The following is a 17333-nucleotide window of genomic DNA, read 5'->3' as shown; positions in this document are numbered from 1 at the left end:
AAATCAACTATCCTGTTCTTGCCTAATCCGCTCATATCCAATTACAGGAGATTTAAACATGGCAGAATTTAAACTGTATACCGCAGAAAACGCACCCGAAGGATCAAAGCATCTGATTGAAAATTCAGTCAAAGCGTTTGGCATGCTACCAAATCTTCATGCTGTTATGGCTGAAGCGCCAACCTTGCTTGAGGGTTATCAAGTTGTGCATGAGCTCTTTCAACAAACATCATTTAACGCAGAAGAATTGACCGTCGTATGGCAAACCATCAACGTTGAACATGGTTGTCACTATTGCGTTCCTGCTCATAGTGCGATCGCGGCGTCAATGAAAGTGGATCAGGAGATTGTTGATGCTCTCGTCAACCAAACACCATTGGCAGACGAAAAACTTGAAACACTACGAGAAACAACGCTTCAAATGGTGCGCCAACGTGGTGTAGTGGAAGAGTCTCAGATAGAGAAGTTCTTTGCGGCGGGTTACGGACAGCAGCAACTGCTTGAAATTGTACTTGGTCTAGCGCAAAAAGTGATGAGTAACTACACCAATCACCTAGCTGACACTCCGGTTGATGCACCTTTCAAGAAGTTCGCCAAGTAACTTAAGCTTTTATTACTGGCCCCATCAATGGGACCAGTAATACCTTCAAAAAAGGCTTTGTTGCATGACGCTTCGCTAGTGTGCGCTGATCCCTAATTACAACGGCGCAACGTCGGTTCCTCCTAAAGACTGGTAAAGCGTAACCTGAGTGAGAAACTGGTTGTAGCGGTTTTCCAACAAAGAAGCTTGCGCGTTTCTGGTGTCTTCTTGTGCATTCAAATAGTCCATGATCGACGTCGAGCCATACTGATACCGCGCAGCATAAATGGACTCAGCGGCACTTGCGGCATCATATTGCTCTTGTAAACGCGCCGCTTGATACTTCAATTTCTCGCGTGCTGACAAGGCATTTTCGACATCTTGGAATGCGGCGTACAACACTTGGCGATAACTCACAATAGCCGATTGATAGTCTAAATCGGCAATGGCTTGGCTATTTTTCATCTCATTCCACTGCAAAAACGGCAACGTCATATCCGCACCTAAACTGCCGATAGGGTTGGAAAACAGGTCTTTGAGCGCTTGTGACGATCCACCCAAAGCCCCAGTGAGCGTCAGCTTGGGCAAGTAGTCTAAATCTGCTGCGTCTTTATTTGCTAGCGCGGCTTTGACTTCATAAAGCGCTGCTTTAATGTCGGGTCTGCGGATCAATAAATCAGACGGAGCACCAACACTCAACGATGGCATATCGCCTTCAGGCAGCATTTGGATGTTTGCACTGATGCTCTTCGGCGGTTGATTGAACAAAATCGCAAAGGCGTTGTTTGCCTCAAGTAAACTCTGTTCAAACTCACTTTGCTGCGCTTGTAAGCTTGCCAACGTACGTTTGGCTTCAAGCACATCTAACTGATCCACAGCGCCAAGTTGGTACTGTTTTTCAATCAATTGTAGCGTTTGAGCTGCGTCTTCCACATTACGCTGACTGAGGTTTAAGCGCTGTTTTAGATAGCCGATTTGCCAATATAACGATGCCGTCGTTGCCACCAAACTTTGTGCGGTCGCCTCGCGATCTTGTTGACTTGCCATCGCCGTCCACTTGGCTTGGTCAACGTCTGCCGAGATTTTTCCCCACAAATCCAACTCGTAATTGACGGACAAGTTAGTGCTGTAGCTATCTGCCGATTCCCCGCTATCAAGAGATTTTTGAACTTGTCCTGATGTGGAAGAACTCAACGTAGGGAAAAGGTCATCTTGCGTTAAACCCAGCTGTAAACGCGCTTTCTTTAGCGTTAGCGTTGCCAGCGTCAAATCGTTGTTTTGAGCCAACACCTGAGCAATGTATTGATTAAGCGTTGGGTCGTTAAACGCCAACCACCAAGGATCCATACTGACATCACCCGCAACATGCATCTGTTGCCAATTTGCAGGCACTTGCACCTCAGGAGCTTGATAGTCGCTACGCATAAGCGACCCACAACCTGACAACCACACTGCACTTAAGGCAGCCGCGACCAATCGAGTTTTGAATTTCATTGTGTTACTCATTTTTAGTCTCTCGCTAGCGCTTCTATCGGATCGAGTTTGGCGGCATTGCGAGCGGGTAAAAAGCCGAAAGCGATGCCAATCAACGTTGAGCAAATAAACGCCCAGATGATCGAGTTCATTGAGTAAATCATTTGGAAGCTGCTGCCAGATGTACTGAATGCAAAACCAATCAAAAACGCCAAGCCAATACCAGCAATGCCACCACACAAACACACTAGTACCGCTTCAATCAAAAACTGACGCAAAATATCCGCTTGCCGCGCACCCACAGCCATTCGTACACCGATCTCTTTCGTGCGCTCTGTCACCGACACCAACATGATGTTCATTACGCCAATTCCGCCGACAATTAGGGAGATCACCGCAATCGCTGAGATCAGTAACGTCATGGTTGCGGTGGTTTTCTCGATGCTCTGACGAATGGTGTCAGTGTTAATCGTGAAGAAATCTTCTGTACCGTGGCGCATTTTTAACAAGTTGATGATGCTCTGTTCTACCGCTGCGCTTGGGGCGTTCTCATCAATCCGTACAGTAATGCCGTTGAGGTAGCGTTGTCCCATCATTCGTCCCGACATGGTGGTGTATGGCACCCAAATTTTCAGCGCGTCGCTGTTGCCAAACGCGTCTTCTTTTTTCTGCGTGACACCCACAATACGCACTGGCAATGAACCTAGAAAAATCACTTCACCAATCGGATTTCTATCCGCAAACATTTCCTTTCTGGTGTTGTCATCAATCACTGCTTCTTGGGCGAGCGAATTCACGCTGTCTTCATCCCAAAACTGACCTTTGGCGATCTCATAACCGCGCACACGGAAATAATCTTCCCCAACCCCTTCCACAGACGCGGTTGCATCCTGATTGGCGTAACGCACGGTTAAGCTGTTGGATAAAGACGGCGTGACACTGTCGACAAAAGGTAGACTCTCCAACGATTTAGCATCGTCGGCGGTTAGCGTTTTCACTCGTCCGGAGCGGCGGTCACCAAACCCTTTGCCCGGCCTGACATCAATGGTGTTTGTTCCCATGGATGAAATATTCGACAAAATTTGCTGTTGTGAACCATTACCTAGTGCCACCACGGAAACCACCGAAGCTATACCAATAATGATGCCGAGCATGGTCAAAAACGTGCGCATTCTGTGGCTAGACATCGCCAGCAGCGCCATTTTGAGCGCGTCAATAAAACTGTCCCACTTCCACCACTTACTGGCGGCTTGCGCTGGGCGATGAAAAGACGCGCTCGGTGTCTTTGCTGCTTGCTCATTGATTACAACTTGTGCATTTGGCGTATCTGCAATGATTTCACCATCTTTGATTTCAATGATGCGATCCGCAAAGTTCGCCACGTTCATATCATGAGTCACTAAGATGATCGTATGCCCAAGTTGATGCAACTCTTTAAGCAGTGCCATCATCTCTTGCCCACTGTGACTGTCTAATGCGCCAGTGGGCTCATCGGCGAGAATCACCTCACCACCGTTCATCAGTGCACGAGCAACACTCACGCGCTGTTGCTGGCCACCACTCAGTTGGCTGGGCTTGTGGGTCAAACGATCTTCCAGCCCTAAGCGTGCCAATAACGACTGCGCTCGCTCCGTTCTTTGACGATGAGGAACTCCCGCGTAAACCGCCGGTACTTCCACGTTTGCCACCGCGGTTAGGTCCCCCAGCAGGTGGTAACGCTGGAATATAAAGCCAAAATACTCGCGGCGCAGCTCCGCCAGTTGGTCGGATTCCAACGTCGAGACATCTTGCCCATTAATGAAGTATCGACCGCTGGACGGTTTATCCAAGCAGCCGAGCACATTCATCAGCGTCGATTTACCAGAGCCTGATGCACCCACGATCGCGACCATTTCACCGCGTTTTATCTCTAAATTAATGTGGTTCAACACAGTAAGCGACTCGTCGCCAGAGACAAAACGTCGAGTTAAATCCTCAACTTTTAAAAGCACGTCACTCATCTTAGAACCTCATTGGAGGTCGACGACGATCACCTCGGCTTGATGATTCTCCATCCATAGCATTGCCAAGAACAACTTGGTCGCCCTCCTTCAAACCTGAGAGAATTTCTGCGTTCACTTTGTTGTTAATACCCACAGTCACGGGCTTTTGCACCACTTGGCCCTGTTCAAACACTGGCACGGTATAGTTGCCTTTGCCGCCAGATTTTTGCAGGACTTGTGAAGGGACAATCAAGGTATTTTCCGATTGCTCAAGGACAATCGAAACTTGCGCAGTCATGCCGATGCGCAAAATACCTTGCGGGTTCTTCACATCAAATACAGCGTTGTAGTAAATGGCGTCGCTATCTGAAATGCTCAAATCGCTGTCATCGCCATCCATGATGGTTGGCCCCGGCTCAATGGCGCGCAATGTACCTTTAAACTGCTGATTCGGTTTGCCTAAAATGGTGAACAGCGCCGTTTGGCCGGGGTGAACAAAAATCACATCGGCTTCCGAAATTTCGGCTTTCACCGTCATCGTATCTAGCTTGGCTAACTCGATAATAGTTGGCGTGGTTTGATTGGCGTTTACGGTTTGTCCTTCTTCCACCGCGGTGTAGACCACCGTGCCATCCATCGGTGCGTTGATGGTGGTGTAACCGAGATCTAACTGCGCATTGTCGACGTTGATTTTGGCTTTCTCGATTTCGGCATCCAGTTGCGCTAACTCGGCTTTGTAGATGGCGAGCGTCGCTTCGGCATTCTCGTAATCAGCTCGTGAGCTCGCTTTCGCTGCCAACATGCCTTTTTGGCGCACGTATTCATAGTTTGCTTGTTTAATCTGCGCTTGCTTAGCCTGGTACTGAGCGTTGAGACTATTAAGAGACGCTTGGGCTTCTTTGAGGCTGTTTTGCTGAGTCAGGCTGTCAATCTGTGCAATCAAGTCCCCCTGTTTTATCTCATCCCCTAAGTTCACAGCGAGGCGTTGAATTTGCCCAGATACTTGCGCACCTACATTCACCAATTTGGACGCTTGCAACATGCCGTTAGCTAATACCGCCTTTTCGATATTGCCTTTGCGAACGACTTCTGTCGCGTAAGGAGAAATGGGTTCTGGACGTTGCAGATAATGATAACCACCAGCACCAATAGCAAGTAGGCCACACAAAACGAGCCATTTTTTATTGAGTTTCATAGCAGGAGTGAAGTAAATAATCGTTTTGATTTTATACTGCTATTTGTCTTAGCCGTACAGGGTACGAGACGTAAAGATAGGTAAATTAACGTCAAGATACTGAAGGAATAACTTCACTAACGTGAAAAATCCGAGATATTATAGTCACTTCAAAACTTTATCATTCAATAAATATAACAAAGATCATTTTTAATATAGAAATTCAAGTTATAAGTATTATAAACAAAACTTTTAAATACCAACAAACCAGTAAAATCCAAAATTATTCAACATTCCATCAATTTAAATTTCATTATGGCCATTTTGATGATTGAATTTCAAGAGGAGTTAAGTGATAAGTTAAATAAAAAATACCCACATAACACAGGTAAGACCGAGAGGAGTGTGTCATGTGGGTTTAAACGATAGTTCTCTTGCTGATTCGAACTACCAACGTTGGGATGCAATGGAAATACAAATGACTCAGAGTTTCCATCACGGACACTTTATCGCTGGATTTCCCTCTATTTGTTAGGGAACAGTCAGTACAATAAAAATAGAGAAGTAATACCGCAAAAATAAAAATAGAGGTTCAGGATTTAATTTACACGTAAAATAACCACTATATTCACGCCATGAAGCATTAATAAATTCAACAATAAATATTTATTAAGTTAAATTTACTTATTGTCAGCACACTGTTAGTTTTACTCTTAAATGCACTGGTCAGATTTGTTTATTTTACTGATTTTCGTTGCAATACAACTTCTAATTAATTCATGAGAAAAACATGCAGCGACAATTAACTCTTTCACCGATTTATTTATTAATCGGGTTAGCCTCCTCGACGGCGTATGCCGGTGGTTTTCAAATTAACGAACATTCGGCGACGGGTCTTGGTCGTGCTTTTGCTGGTGATGCCGTCATTGGTGATAATGCGTCTGTAGTCAGCCGTAACGCCGCAGCGATGACGCTGTTTAAACAAAATGCCTTATCGTTCGGTGTCACTTACGTCAAACCTGACGTTACCGTTAAAAATGCGCAATATCATCGAGCTAACATTAATGCGGATGTCAATGTTGGTATGGGTGGTTTTCCTCCGTCCCCTCAAGCTGACATTACCCCGTCCTTCTCTCAAACCGTGACCGACATTGATGACGTCGATGGCGTTGGTCAACCAGCCGTTGTACCCAATTTTTACTTTATTCACCCTATCAACGACGACTGGTATCTAGGCTTATCGGCATACTCCAACTTCGGAACCGACATGGAGTTTAAACCAAACTATGGCGCACCTGTTTTTGGCGGTGTCACCAGCGTAGCGAGTGTCAACCTTGGCGCAAGCTTGGCATACAAGGTGAACGATCGTTTTAGTATCGGTGGTGGTATTGATGTGATTTACGGCTCTGGTGAGCTGTACCGCGATATGGACGTGGGTGTTTGCGTTGGTGGGAACGTACTTGGAAACGAACTAGAACAACGCTGTGGATCCGTAAAAGGCAACGCACTTGATGTGGAAGCTGGCGGCATTGGGCTTGGCGCGAACATTGGCATGATGTACGAGTTTAACGAACGTCATCGCTTAGGTTTAAGCTACAAGCACAGCCCTAACATTGATGCCAAGGGTGACATCCACTTTGCTGGCGAATCGTACGACTCGCTTGCTATGCCGCTACCGGATATTGCGGAGTTTTCCGGTTATCACCGCGTCTTACCTAAATTTGCCCTGCACTATTCTGTGCAGTGGATTGGTTGGTCAGCATTTGACAGCTTGAAAGCTGATGATCAGTTGCTAAAAGATTTTCAGTGGCAAGACTCCGCGCACTACTCCATCGGTGCGACTTGGTACGCCAATGAACGTTGGACACTACGCACGGGTTACATGTTCGACAAAACACCTGTCGATGAGCTGACTTCGCTTTCTATCCCAGATTCGAACCGTCACTGGTTATCTGCGGGGGCCTCTTACCAATGGTCATCAGATACCACGGTTGACATCGGCATGACGTACTTGATTGGTGAAGATGTCAACGTAGAAGAGTACGCGTATGAAGGTGTTCCTGCACCGATGGTGACGGGCGTTACCCATTCAAATGCGTTCCTAATTGGTACCCAGCTCTGCCACCGTTTCTAATTTGTCAGGCAGTGATCAGACCTCTAGGTCATTGCCTTGTAACAACGCTTATCAAGGCGACCGAACAGAGACATTATTATGAACAAACACTACTTGCTTTTTCACTCTCACTTCTCACTCTAAGCGCGGCTCAGGCTTCTGAATGGGACTATGGCAATGACAAACACGGGCCAGAGCACTGGGGAGAAATCGCCAAAGACTGCGCAACCACGAAAAACCAAAGCCCAATCAACATCGACAACCCAGCCGATGCAAAACTGGAAGCACTGAACCTTTCGTACACTGGTCAGGTCATTGGTTTAACCAACAATGGTCATACGCTGCAAGCGCAAGTGAACGGACGTAACAGCTTCACCATCGATGGCGAGACGTTCGAGCTGCAACAGTTCCATTTCCACACACCTTCAGAAAACCAAATCAAAGGCCGCCAATATCCACTTGAAGCGCACTTTGTGCACGCCAACGCAAATGGCGAGTTGGCGGTAATTTCGGTGATGTTTGATGCTGGCGATCAAAACGCAGCACTGTCTAAACTGATCAACGCAATCCCACAAGAGAATCAAACCACTTTCTTTAAAGATACGTTTGAGATTAAAGACTTACTGCCAAAAACTGCAAACTACTATCGATTTAACGGCTCTTTAACCACACCGCCATGTTCAGAAGGTGTGCGCTGGTTTGTGCTTAAAGACACTCAAACCTTATCCAAAGATCAAGCCGCGAAACTGATGGAAGTCATGGGACAAAACAATCGTCCGCTGCAACCGTTAAATGCGCGCGTTGTACTTTCTAACTAATCGCCAAATCCGATAAGGGGCATCGTATTTGCCCCTTATTTTGATTCGCTCTAACCTCACTTAGTTACAGGAACCCCCAATGAAAACTCCATCTGTTCTGTCACTCTTACTCGCACTCGCCCCGACACTCGCCTTCTCTCATAACCTTTCTGTCGGTCAAACTACCCCATCCGTCAGCATTGATACCTATGGCGAAATGACGCTGCAAGGAGACGATGTGGCTTATCAACCTTGGGCAACTCAGCAGATGTTAGGCAAAGTCCGTGTGATACAAGCCATTGCAGGTCGTAGTAAAGCTAAAGAGATGAACGCGCCGCTGATGTCAGCAATCACTGCCGCTCACTTTCCTGAAGATCAGTATCAGACCACGACCGTGATCAACCAAGAAGACGCCATTTGGGGAACCGGTACATTTGTAAAATCGTCGGCAGAGGACAGCAAAAAGACATTCTCTTGGTCTTCCATGGTGTTAGACAAAAATGGCGTATTAGCAACAACTTGGGATCTGCAGCAAGAAAGTTCTGCGATTATCGTACAAAATAAACAAGGCGAAATTTTATTCGTGAAAGAAGGGGCTTTAACTCAAGACGAAGTCACACACGTCATCGAACTGATTAAACAGAATATCTAAACCTAAGGTAAGGAAAAGCTATGAAACTGTTCAACACCATCGCACTCTGTCTTTTAGCGACTGTAGCCTCTTTCCAATCGGTTGCTGGAGACAACGATTGGGACAAGATTGCAGATAAAACCGTCAGTTTTAAATCGGAAACCGACACAGTCAATCCACTGTCACCATTTGCTAACACTCGTTTCAGCCACATAAAAATCAAATGTACGCAAGGTACGGTCGATCTGAAAAGCGTTAAAGTAATCATGAAAGATGGTCAGGAAAAGACGTTCGACAGTTTAGGTGTTCTGACTAAAGGCATGTCATCAAGAAGCTTAAGCCTACCAACAAAAGATAGCGCGAAATTAGACAAGATCGAGTTGAACTATGAATCGGTTGGCAGCACTGCGCTGCAAGTCGCGGGGGTGACCAAAAAAGCGCAAGTGGAAATCTTAGGTAAGAAAATCGACGAGTAAGCGATGGCTCAACGAGCTCACCCAAACTAAAAACAGCGGCACTAGGCCGCTGTTTTCATTAAAAAATCATCATGGATAACTAAATGAATTTCTTCAGCTTCGCCAAACCATAAGCGGCGATGGTGACACAATCTTTGATCGTGCCGTCGATCATCATCTGTTCGAACTCCTCAACAGAAAAAGCACGAGTGATCAAATCCTCTTCTTCACTGTCGAGTTGATTGCCCACGTCCGTTAAGTCACTGGCGAAGTAGACGTGACATGTCTGATTCAAAAAGCCGTATGCGATAAACTGCGCGCCGACATACGCCATGGCGCTCGCCTGCATGCCCGTTTCTTCACGCAGCTCGCCTATGGCAAGCTCAAGATGATCCGCATCTGGATTTGATTCCCACGCCCCTTGTGGGATCTCCCAACAACGTTGACCTACGGTGTAACGGTACTGCTGAACCAAGTGAATCATCCCGTTATCGATAGCCAGAATCGCAGCACAATCAGGTTTGTCGACCACACCATAGATGCCCTCTGCGCCGCTCGGACGTAAAATTTTGTCCTCTCGCACCGTCATCCACTTATTCTGGTAAACGACTTTGCTGTCTAGCTGTTTGATGTCTGACATGATTATTCCTTGATTTTTCTGAGGGTTACTGCGGAATAATACCCGATTCGGTTACGCCACCAAAATGTTCTTTAGTTCACTCAAAGACTCAACGGTGTAATTTGGTGCGATACGCTCATCGACGCTTGCGCCTGTGGTATTTAACCAGCAAGTTTCAATACCAAAATTATTACCACCCAGAATATCGGAATGCAGGTTGTCACCCACCATCAGTACGCGCGTTTTGCATGGGTTGCCCATTTGCTGCATCGCGTATTCAAAAATACCTAAGTCCGGTTTTGCTACGCCCACTTGTTCAGAGATCACCACTTTATCGAAGTACTCAGTCATCCCTGTGCGCTCAAGGCGAATTGCTTGCAACTCTGTAAAACCGTTGGTGATAATGCCCATTTTAGCTTTGCCTTGCAGCGCTTCCATCAGCTCTTTTGCACCTGGCAACAAGCTGCAAATATCGGCCATTGCTTCTAAAAATGCACTGTTGAGATCTGCTGTTGTGGTATTCAACTTCTCAGCCCACTCGGTAAAACGCTTATGTTTTAGCTCATCTGCCGTTACTTTGCCGTCTTGGTAATCCACCCAAAGCGGTTTGTTTACGGTTTGGTAATGAGCAAAATCTTGTTCAGTAAAATCTACGCCTTTGCGAGAAAACATAAGCTGCAAACCTTTGAAAGCATCAAAGTGGAATAAGGTTTCGTCAGCGTCAAACAGGATCCAATCGTACTTCATTTTCTTCTTCCCAAAATCAAGGTCGTAATATTGGTGCATAGTCTAGATTGTTTTCTTCTTGAAGATAATCTCTATAATTGGAAATTAATTGTATCCTTGTGCTCAACAATAAATGCTTCACGATAATAGGAGATTGATGTGAACGCGATTGCCTCCCTGCCCGTTTTTGTTGCTGTTGTCGAATGCGGCAGCTTTTCCCTTGCGGCCAAACAGCTGAATCTGACGAAATCGGCGATCAGCAAACGCATCAACCAACTAGAAGACGATTTGGGCATTCGTCTCCTTAACCGAACCACGCGTAAGCTGAGCCTGACCGAAGCGGGAGAACGCTATTTTGAGTACGCCTCTCAAGCGCTCAACCTAGCCCAACAAGGCGTGGACGCGGTATCGGAGCTGCAAGGCTCTCCACAAGGTCGGCTCAAAATTACCGTGCCGATGTCTTTCGGTGTGCTGCATATCGCGCCTTTGATCAGCGAGTTTCTCGCTCGTTACCCGAAAATTGAAGTGGATTTAAACCTCGAAGACAAAATGGTCGATTTGGTTAAAGATGGTTTTGATTTGGGGATCCGTATTGGTGAACTCACCTCTTCCAATCTAATCGCAAAACGTCTCGCTCCTTGTAAAAATGTGCTTTGTGCCTCACCAGATTACTTAGAGGAGTTTGGAACACCACAAAAACCAAGTGATTTAGTCGGTCACAACTGCCTGCGCTACTCCTATTTCCGTGGCGGCGTCGAATGGATGTTCATCAACAACGGCAGCGAATACAAGGTACTTCCAAAAGGAAACTTTATCGTCAATAACAGCGAAGCCATTCGCCAGTTGCTGTTAAGAGGTTCGGGCATTGCGCAACTGCCAACATTTATTGCAGGAAGAGACTTTGCCGCAGGAAATCTAAAACCGGTGATGGAAGAGTACTCTCTACCAGAACACGCCATTTATGCGGTGTTCCCTGAGCGCAAGCACATGCCGTTGAAAGTAAGAGCCTTTATCGATTTTATCAGCGAAAAGCTCGGCACAGATTTACCTTACTGGGATCGTTACAATAGCCCAGAAAAATAACCATATTGATGATAAGTGAGTGAGATTTCACTACTGACATGCTCTGACATTCCATCCGCGTAACCTTATTTGGAACTCAACAGGCAATCCGCCAAAACCAATAAGGAATCACAATATGGAAACCGTTATCGAAACTGTGCAATTTCGTCTAACCGCAGGCACAACAGAGCAAGACGTGATCGCCGCTGCCAAACAGTCACAAACGTTTGTGAAGAATCTGCCGGGCTTTTTGTATCGCTCGCTCAGTCACGAAGCTACGGACGATGTGTGGACAGACATCATTTACTGGCGTTCAATGGACGATGCCAAACAGGCGGGAAAACAGATTAAGCAAGCCGCTGAATTTCAGCCTCTGTTATCAATGATTGACTGCGAAAGCTTCGAGCTTAAACATCACAACTTAAAAATGTGCAGTGAGCTAGAGAAGTAATCAGCCACACTACCACTAACAACCAGTAGGTCTAGATAAGGAACATCATGAGCAAATCAGAACGACTGTTTGAGCTACTGACGCTTCTGCGCGCAAAGCGTTACGCCGTGACAGCGAAAGAGCTCGCAGAAAGAATGGAAGTTAGCGAACGTACGATTTATCGCGATATTCAGTCGTTGCTTAGTTCTGGTGTTCCTATTAAAGGTGAAGCAGGTGTTGGCTACCTATTGCAAGCTGGCTCTCATCTGCCGCCTTTGATGTTTTCAGAAAAAGAGATGATGGCGCTTGAACTGGGTATGCGGATGGTTCGAGCTTGGTCGGATGCCGAACTCGCCGAAGCGTCTCACTCTGCGTCCACCAAAATACTTTCGGTATTGCCCGATAAGCTCAAGCAACAAGTGGAAGATTGTCCGCTGATTGTGCCCGATTATCACACCCAATCCGAGACTGCCAAACGAGGGCAGCTCCTGCGCCACGCGATTGATCATCAGTTAAAGGTCAGTTTGGATTACCAAGATGAAAGCGGACAAGTGACCGAAAGAAAAATCCAACCGTTAGGCCAGTTCTTTTGGGGCAAAGTCTGGACGCTGGTCGCCTGGTGCGAATTGCGCGACGACTACCGCCAGTTCCGCCTCGACCGTATCCAAGCACTGCGTATGCACGATGAAGAGTTTCAGAGTGCGGAAACCAAATCTCTCAAACATTATATTGCGCAGTATGAATCGAAAGATTGAGTGTTCTTCATCCTTCCATCACAAGGATTATAAATTGCTCTGCTCAATGCGCGATATTTGGAAATGCACATTTGGTTAAACTAATGTTTCATTTTTAACAGATGCGCAACCAACCTAAGATCGTTAACTTAAGTAGCACGTCAACCACACCGGAGCGTGAAGCTATGAAAGTACTGATTCAATACACCCAAGCAGGGAAATATCGAGATCAAGCGTGGGAGTCTTTAACTCTTCGATCTAAAGGTGATATGCAGGCCGTTACCCCTTCTTATGCTGCCCAACTTATCGAACAAAGCAAAGCGACACTTGTGATGACTGAGGAGCAACAAATCGTTATTCATCCATAACCGACTATTAGCCTTGTTTAACCAACCTTTGTTAGTTGTGCAAGGCTTACATCTCGCCATTTAAGTTTATCAATTTTATACACGACCAACTATATTTGGAGGTTGGCGTTAAGCATTTTTCCGAACATTGATGTTTGTTCGTTTAATCGTTCAACCTAGCTCAGGTGAAAAGCGAAAGTTACCTGATGTATCCCAAGAGGAGCCTAGGTGGTACCGCCTATTATCCTTCATAACAATATGGGTAATTATCATAAACTCTACAATGTTAGCACTTGTATTTTTTATCACTAGCAAATCATGTATGACCTTCACTTATCCAACCAAGTTTAATATCACACTTTAAATGTAAAAAATCACATTAACAATTTCATACAAATAATAAATACATCAGCTAATTTGTAACTTTTTAAAATGAAAGTCTAGAATGCAAAAAATAAACCTTTTTAAATATAGTTTTTTGTTAGTATCTGCACAAACAAATTATTAGCTAGAGGTGCTCTGTGTCGGGATTATTTGAGTATAAAATAAAAACTCATGATAACTTATCATCAATTATATTAAACATGTATGGTGCTCCATATGAAAGGCTAAATTTATCACTTGATAATAAAAAGCTTACGAGTCTATTCGCATAGCTCGAAGTGGAGGGTTACCTGCGAATGCTCATATAGTTAAACAAGCCGAAAAACTGAATAAAATAGCTCAAGCATCTAAAGTTGGCGGACATGTTTTAGTATGTGTTGGTCTAACGGCTTCCTGCATTCAGATTGCGAATACACAAGACCAACATGAGAAGAATGAAATTTTTGTTGAGTCAATAACTAGCACAGCTGTAGGAATGGGTACCAGCGCGTTAGTCGGTCTATTTTTAGTATCAAACCCTATTGACTGGTGGACTGCCATTGTACTCGCTGCCGGTACTACCGCTATTGGGTACGCCTCCGGTAAAGCAGCTGTGCTTACATACAACAACTTAGGCTCTCAGCCTGACTTAGTTTCAAAGACAAACTTGGGTGCCATATGCAATTAGTTTGGAATATTATTGGATACTTAATGTTTTCTGGAATATTGATTATTTTTCTCCAGACATTATTTATAGGTATCATGCATATTTTAATGCCAAAAAAAGTTGTCAATAGTTACTTTACAGAACCTTATTTTAACACTTTCGAACTAGCTCTATTTACGGGATGGCCTTACGCATTTTTCCGAACATTGATGTTTGTTCGTTTAATCGTCCAACCTAGCTCAGGTAAAAAACGAAAGTTACCCGATATCTCCAAAGAAGTGCCTAGATGGTACCGTTCACTATCAATTCTATTAATAGGAATAATTATTATAAACTCCTCTATGCTGATAGTCGTATTCTCTTCAGCTGGAATACTCGCATTAGTAGATAGTTTAAACCCTTAATACCTTATTGTTTTTCAAGTTCAAGTTGAAACTTTGAAGTTGAATAATGTAGAAATAGCTTATTTGGGCTTAATGTAACTCGAATAAGCTATATTCTTCTCGAAAGCTATATAATTGTCACAACGACGCTTGCTCTCTTACAATAATTCTTCTTCGTTGAGACGACGAATCAACTTAGCTGGCGTGCCTCCGTATAGACAATCTGGCTGCACATCATGGTTAACGACCGAGTTCGCCGCAATCACCGAGCGAGCGCCAACTGTTACACCTTGGTTGATGACGGAATTTCCGCCAATCCACACATCATCTTCAATCGTGATAGGTTTACAAAACGTTTCCCAACGTCGACGACTTCGGTAATCAACAGAATGAGAAGCGGTATAAAATTGCACGCTCGGTCCAATGAGCACGTGGTTCCCGATGGTAATTTTGGCACCATCGAGCATGACCACGTTCATGTTGATAAAGGTTTCTTCACCTATTTCGATGGTCTTACCAAATTCACAATGAAAAGGGGACTGGACAATACAACGGCCTACCTTGCCAAATAGCTGCTTTTGCAATTCGTCGCGCTGACTTTCGTCGGTGTTATTATTGAGCGCTCTAAGTGCTTGAAGAGCATGGCTTCTAATGGCGTCAATTTCTTTGTCCATGCCATCAAAGACCTGGCCAGACATCATTTTTTCTAGTTCTGTCACTGGAAGACTCCTACAACCTGCAATTACTGCTTTCAGATTCCTCACAAGGTACGTGAATTGCGAAATAAAAAAAGAGAAAAGCCCGGACTTTTCTCTTTCCTGTTTTTATATTTTGTGGAGTCTGTCGGCTTACACAATTTCCCAGCTGTGGGTCATCTCAACACCTTCACCTAGCATTAAGCAAACCGAGCAGTATTTTTCTAGCGAGTCAGCCGCCACTTTTGCTACGACTTCTGGGTCAAGCTCGTCACCTGACACTTCAAAGTGGATATTCACTTGCGTAAAGATACGCGGTGCGGTTTCACGACGCTCTGTGGTTAGCTTGGCATTAACTGACGAGACCTTTTGGCCTGCCGTTTTCAAACCATCAACAACATCGACAGAGCTACAGCCACCAGCAGCCATTAGTACCATTTCCATTGGGCTTGGTGCGGTTGCACCACCATTGCCATCCATCACTACGGAGTGGCCCGACTGAGATTGCCCAAGGAATTTAAAATCTTCTATCCATTTAACTTCAGCTTGCATGATTTACCTCATTTAGCATCGCTTATTCAAGGCATCGTTGCCCTTACTAGCGGTGTGTTTCTTGTCGATACTTTAGCTCTATCGCATAAAAGGGCAACGGAATTTTCAACATTACTGTAATTTTTTCGCTCGGTTACCTTTCTCTATACGTAACACTTTTTATTTAAGTAACACTTTCTACAAAAATAACGATGAGGTAGCTATGAAGAATATGTCTAAGTTATTGGCCGGTTTCTCCTTCGCACTTCCAGTCTTGTTTCTACTATTGAGTAAAACAGGTACCGCCGATACGATGGATAAGCTGAAGGCTTCAGAGAAAACAAGAATCGCAACGCTAGCTGGCGGTTGTTTCTGGTGTACAGAATCGGATTTAGAGCAACTGCCCGGCGTAATCGATGTTGTATCAGGTTATTCAGGTGGTCATATTGAAAACCCGACTTACCGCCAAGTCTCTTCTGGTAAATCTGGTCATATTGAAGTGATTGAGGTGAAGTACGATCCTGCTGTCGTGAACTACGAGCAAGTGCTGGACTACTTCTTCCGTCATATCGACCCTACCGACGATAAAGGTTCATTTGTTGACCGTGGTCCTCAATACCGTCCAGCGATCTTCTACCATAATGCGGAGCAAAAGCAGATTGCTAAGCAGTTTATGATGGAAATCGACAAGGCGATGATCTATCCAAAACCGTTGAAAACAGAGCTGATCGAGTTTGAAAAGTTTTACCCTGCGGAGTCGTACCATCAGGATTACTACAAGAAGAGTAGCCTGAAATACAAATACTACCGCTACGCATCAGGTCGCGATAAATACCTCGACGAAGTGTTTGGTGAAGATCGAAAAGAAAGCCCTAAAACACTTCGACAGTTGATTGAAGAAAACAAACTGCTTTCGAAAGTGAAAGCGTACAGTAAACCTGCTCAGTCTGAAATCAAATCAAACTTAACAGAGCTACAGTATTACGTGACGCAAGAAGAAGGCACGGAGCGTCCGTTTGATAATGAATACTGGGACAACAAAGAAGCGGGAATTTATGTTGATATTGTGACCGGTGAACCGCTATTTTCTTCTACTGATAAATACAAATCTGGCACAGGTTGGCCAAGCTTTACTCGACCAATTAACCCGGGTTACATCGTGGAGAAAACCGATTATAAACTGCTCTACCCTAGAACGGAGATCCGCAGTAAGTTTGGTGATTCACACCTAGGTCACGTGTTTAAAGATGGTCCTAAGCCGACGGGATTACGCTATTGCATGAACTCTGCTGCGATGAAATTTGTACCTGTGAACAAGATGGCGAGTTTAGGCTACGGCGATTACCTGTACCTATTTGATAAGTAATTTTAACCAAATTAGGAGTGAACATTCAGCGCGATGAAAGGTTTTAAATCCAACCTTCCCATGAAAGTCTGTCCGGTCTGTCAGCGCCCGTTTTCTTGGAGAAAGAAGTGGGCGCGAAATTGGGAGGAAATCGTTTATTGTTCTGAGCGTTGCCGAAGAAATAAACCAACGAAAACGTAGGTCACTCCGACCCTCTCTGGAGCAT

General features: G+C 45.0%; 19 protein-coding genes. 12 read left to right on the top strand and 7 right to left on the bottom strand.

Features of this window, described 5'->3' with window-relative positions; translation table 11 throughout:
- The first annotated feature begins 58 nt into the window (after positions 1–58).
- Positions 59–601 carry a carboxymuconolactone decarboxylase family protein gene (locus R7M72_RS12765; protein WP_005374097.1) on the top strand — a complete coding sequence of 181 codons (543 nt, stop codon included), beginning with the start codon at positions 59–61 and terminating at the stop codon, positions 599–601.
- 96 nt (positions 602–697) lie between these two features.
- Here the strand turns inward: R7M72_RS12765 and R7M72_RS12760 are convergent, their stop codons facing one another.
- Genes R7M72_RS12760 through R7M72_RS12750 form a run of 3 tightly spaced genes read right to left on the bottom strand, consistent with a single transcriptional unit; the run spans position 698 to position 5230 of the window.
- On the bottom strand, positions 698–2074 hold the full coding sequence (locus R7M72_RS12760; RefSeq protein ID WP_318056211.1) for an efflux transporter outer membrane subunit: 1377 nt from the start codon (positions 2072–2074) through the stop codon (positions 698–700).
- A gap of 14 nt (positions 2075–2088) precedes the next feature.
- Entirely contained in the window at positions 2089–4053 is a 1965-nt protein-coding gene (locus tag R7M72_RS12755; RefSeq protein ID WP_054576181.1) for a MacB family efflux pump subunit, read from the bottom strand.
- A gap of 1 nt (position 4054) precedes the next feature.
- On the bottom strand, positions 4055–5230 hold the full coding sequence (locus tag R7M72_RS12750) for an efflux RND transporter periplasmic adaptor subunit (RefSeq protein ID WP_054576182.1): 1176 nt from the start codon (positions 5228–5230) through the stop codon (positions 4055–4057).
- Positions 5231–5999: 769 nt separating this feature from the next.
- On the opposite strand from R7M72_RS12750, the gene R7M72_RS12745 reads away from it, so the two are divergent.
- The 4 genes from R7M72_RS12745 (at position 6000) to R7M72_RS12730 (ending at position 9226) form a co-directional block, all read left to right on the top strand.
- The gene (locus R7M72_RS12745; RefSeq protein WP_318056210.1) at positions 6000–7343 is read left to right on the top strand and encodes an OmpP1/FadL family transporter; all 1344 of its coding nucleotides are present in this window, start codon (positions 6000–6002) and stop codon (positions 7341–7343) included.
- 50 nt (positions 7344–7393) lie between these two features.
- Positions 7394–8140 carry a carbonic anhydrase family protein gene (locus R7M72_RS12740; RefSeq protein ID WP_318056223.1) on the top strand — a complete coding sequence of 249 codons (747 nt, stop codon included), beginning with the start codon at positions 7394–7396 and terminating at the stop codon, positions 8138–8140.
- Positions 8141–8219: 79 nt separating this feature from the next.
- Positions 8220–8771 (top strand): YtfJ family protein, encoded by a 552-nt coding sequence (locus tag R7M72_RS12735; protein ID WP_005374105.1) that lies wholly within the window; start codon positions 8220–8222, stop codon positions 8769–8771.
- 20 nt (positions 8772–8791) lie between these two features.
- Complete coding sequence (locus R7M72_RS12730) at positions 8792–9226, top strand: hypothetical protein (protein ID WP_033906267.1); 435 nt, start codon at positions 8792–8794, stop codon at positions 9224–9226.
- Between the two features lie 79 nt (positions 9227–9305).
- Here R7M72_RS12730 and R7M72_RS12725 read toward each other — a convergent pair whose 3' ends face one another.
- Both R7M72_RS12725 and yjjG read right to left on the bottom strand, forming a co-directional pair.
- Positions 9306–9845, bottom strand: a complete 540-nt coding sequence (locus R7M72_RS12725; RefSeq protein WP_053304650.1) for an NUDIX domain-containing protein — start codon at positions 9843–9845, stop codon at positions 9306–9308.
- A 51-nt stretch (positions 9846–9896) separates the two neighbouring features.
- Positions 9897–10571, bottom strand: a complete 675-nt coding sequence (yjjG, locus tag R7M72_RS12720; RefSeq protein WP_005374109.1) for a pyrimidine 5'-nucleotidase — start codon at positions 10569–10571, stop codon at positions 9897–9899.
- Between the two features lie 138 nt (positions 10572–10709).
- Between yjjG and R7M72_RS12715 the strand changes: the two genes are divergently transcribed.
- The 5 genes from R7M72_RS12715 to R7M72_RS12695 all read left to right on the top strand — a co-directional run bounded on the left by R7M72_RS12715 (position 10710) and on the right by R7M72_RS12695 (position 14174).
- Complete coding sequence (locus tag R7M72_RS12715; protein ID WP_318056209.1) at positions 10710–11633, top strand: LysR family transcriptional regulator; 924 nt, start codon at positions 10710–10712, stop codon at positions 11631–11633.
- A gap of 115 nt (positions 11634–11748) precedes the next feature.
- Positions 11749–12063 (top strand): hypothetical protein, encoded by a 315-nt coding sequence (locus R7M72_RS12710; protein WP_021452372.1) that lies wholly within the window; start codon positions 11749–11751, stop codon positions 12061–12063.
- Between the two features lie 47 nt (positions 12064–12110).
- A complete protein-coding gene (locus R7M72_RS12705; protein WP_053304651.1) occupies positions 12111–12797 on the top strand; it encodes a helix-turn-helix transcriptional regulator in 687 nt (228 codons plus the stop codon).
- A gap of 164 nt (positions 12798–12961) precedes the next feature.
- Positions 12962–13144, top strand: coding sequence for a hypothetical protein (locus R7M72_RS12700; protein ID WP_021035913.1), 183 nt, complete (start codon positions 12962–12964; stop codon positions 13142–13144).
- A gap of 838 nt (positions 13145–13982) precedes the next feature.
- Entirely contained in the window at positions 13983–14174 is a 192-nt protein-coding gene (locus tag R7M72_RS12695; RefSeq protein WP_230856630.1) for a hypothetical protein, read from the top strand.
- Positions 14175–14694: 520 nt separating this feature from the next.
- Here R7M72_RS12695 and R7M72_RS12690 read toward each other — a convergent pair.
- Together R7M72_RS12690 and R7M72_RS12685 are read right to left on the bottom strand one after the other, a co-directional pair.
- Positions 14695–15255, bottom strand: a complete 561-nt coding sequence (locus tag R7M72_RS12690) for a sugar O-acetyltransferase (protein ID WP_053304653.1) — start codon at positions 15253–15255, stop codon at positions 14695–14697.
- Between the two features lie 129 nt (positions 15256–15384).
- A complete protein-coding gene (locus R7M72_RS12685; protein ID WP_005374132.1) occupies positions 15385–15783 on the bottom strand; it encodes an OsmC family protein in 399 nt (132 codons plus the stop codon).
- Positions 15784–15985: 202 nt separating this feature from the next.
- Here R7M72_RS12685 and msrB point away from each other — a divergent pair, with 202 nt between their 5' ends.
- Positions 15986–17128, top strand: a complete 1143-nt coding sequence (gene msrB / locus R7M72_RS12680; RefSeq protein ID WP_318056208.1) for a peptide-methionine (R)-S-oxide reductase MsrB — start codon at positions 15986–15988, stop codon at positions 17126–17128.
- Between the two features lie 33 nt (positions 17129–17161).
- The gene (locus tag R7M72_RS12675) at positions 17162–17308 is read left to right on the top strand and encodes a DUF2256 domain-containing protein (RefSeq protein ID WP_080996743.1); all 147 of its coding nucleotides are present in this window, start codon (positions 17162–17164) and stop codon (positions 17306–17308) included.
- The last annotated feature ends 25 nt before the right edge of the window (positions 17309–17333 follow it).

This window comes from Vibrio sp. YT-18 (genome assembly GCF_033337345.1).
GTDB classification, from domain to species: Bacteria; Pseudomonadota; Gammaproteobacteria; order Enterobacterales; family Vibrionaceae; genus Vibrio; species Vibrio alginolyticus.
This window is presented reverse-complemented; position numbering and strand designations above follow the sequence as displayed.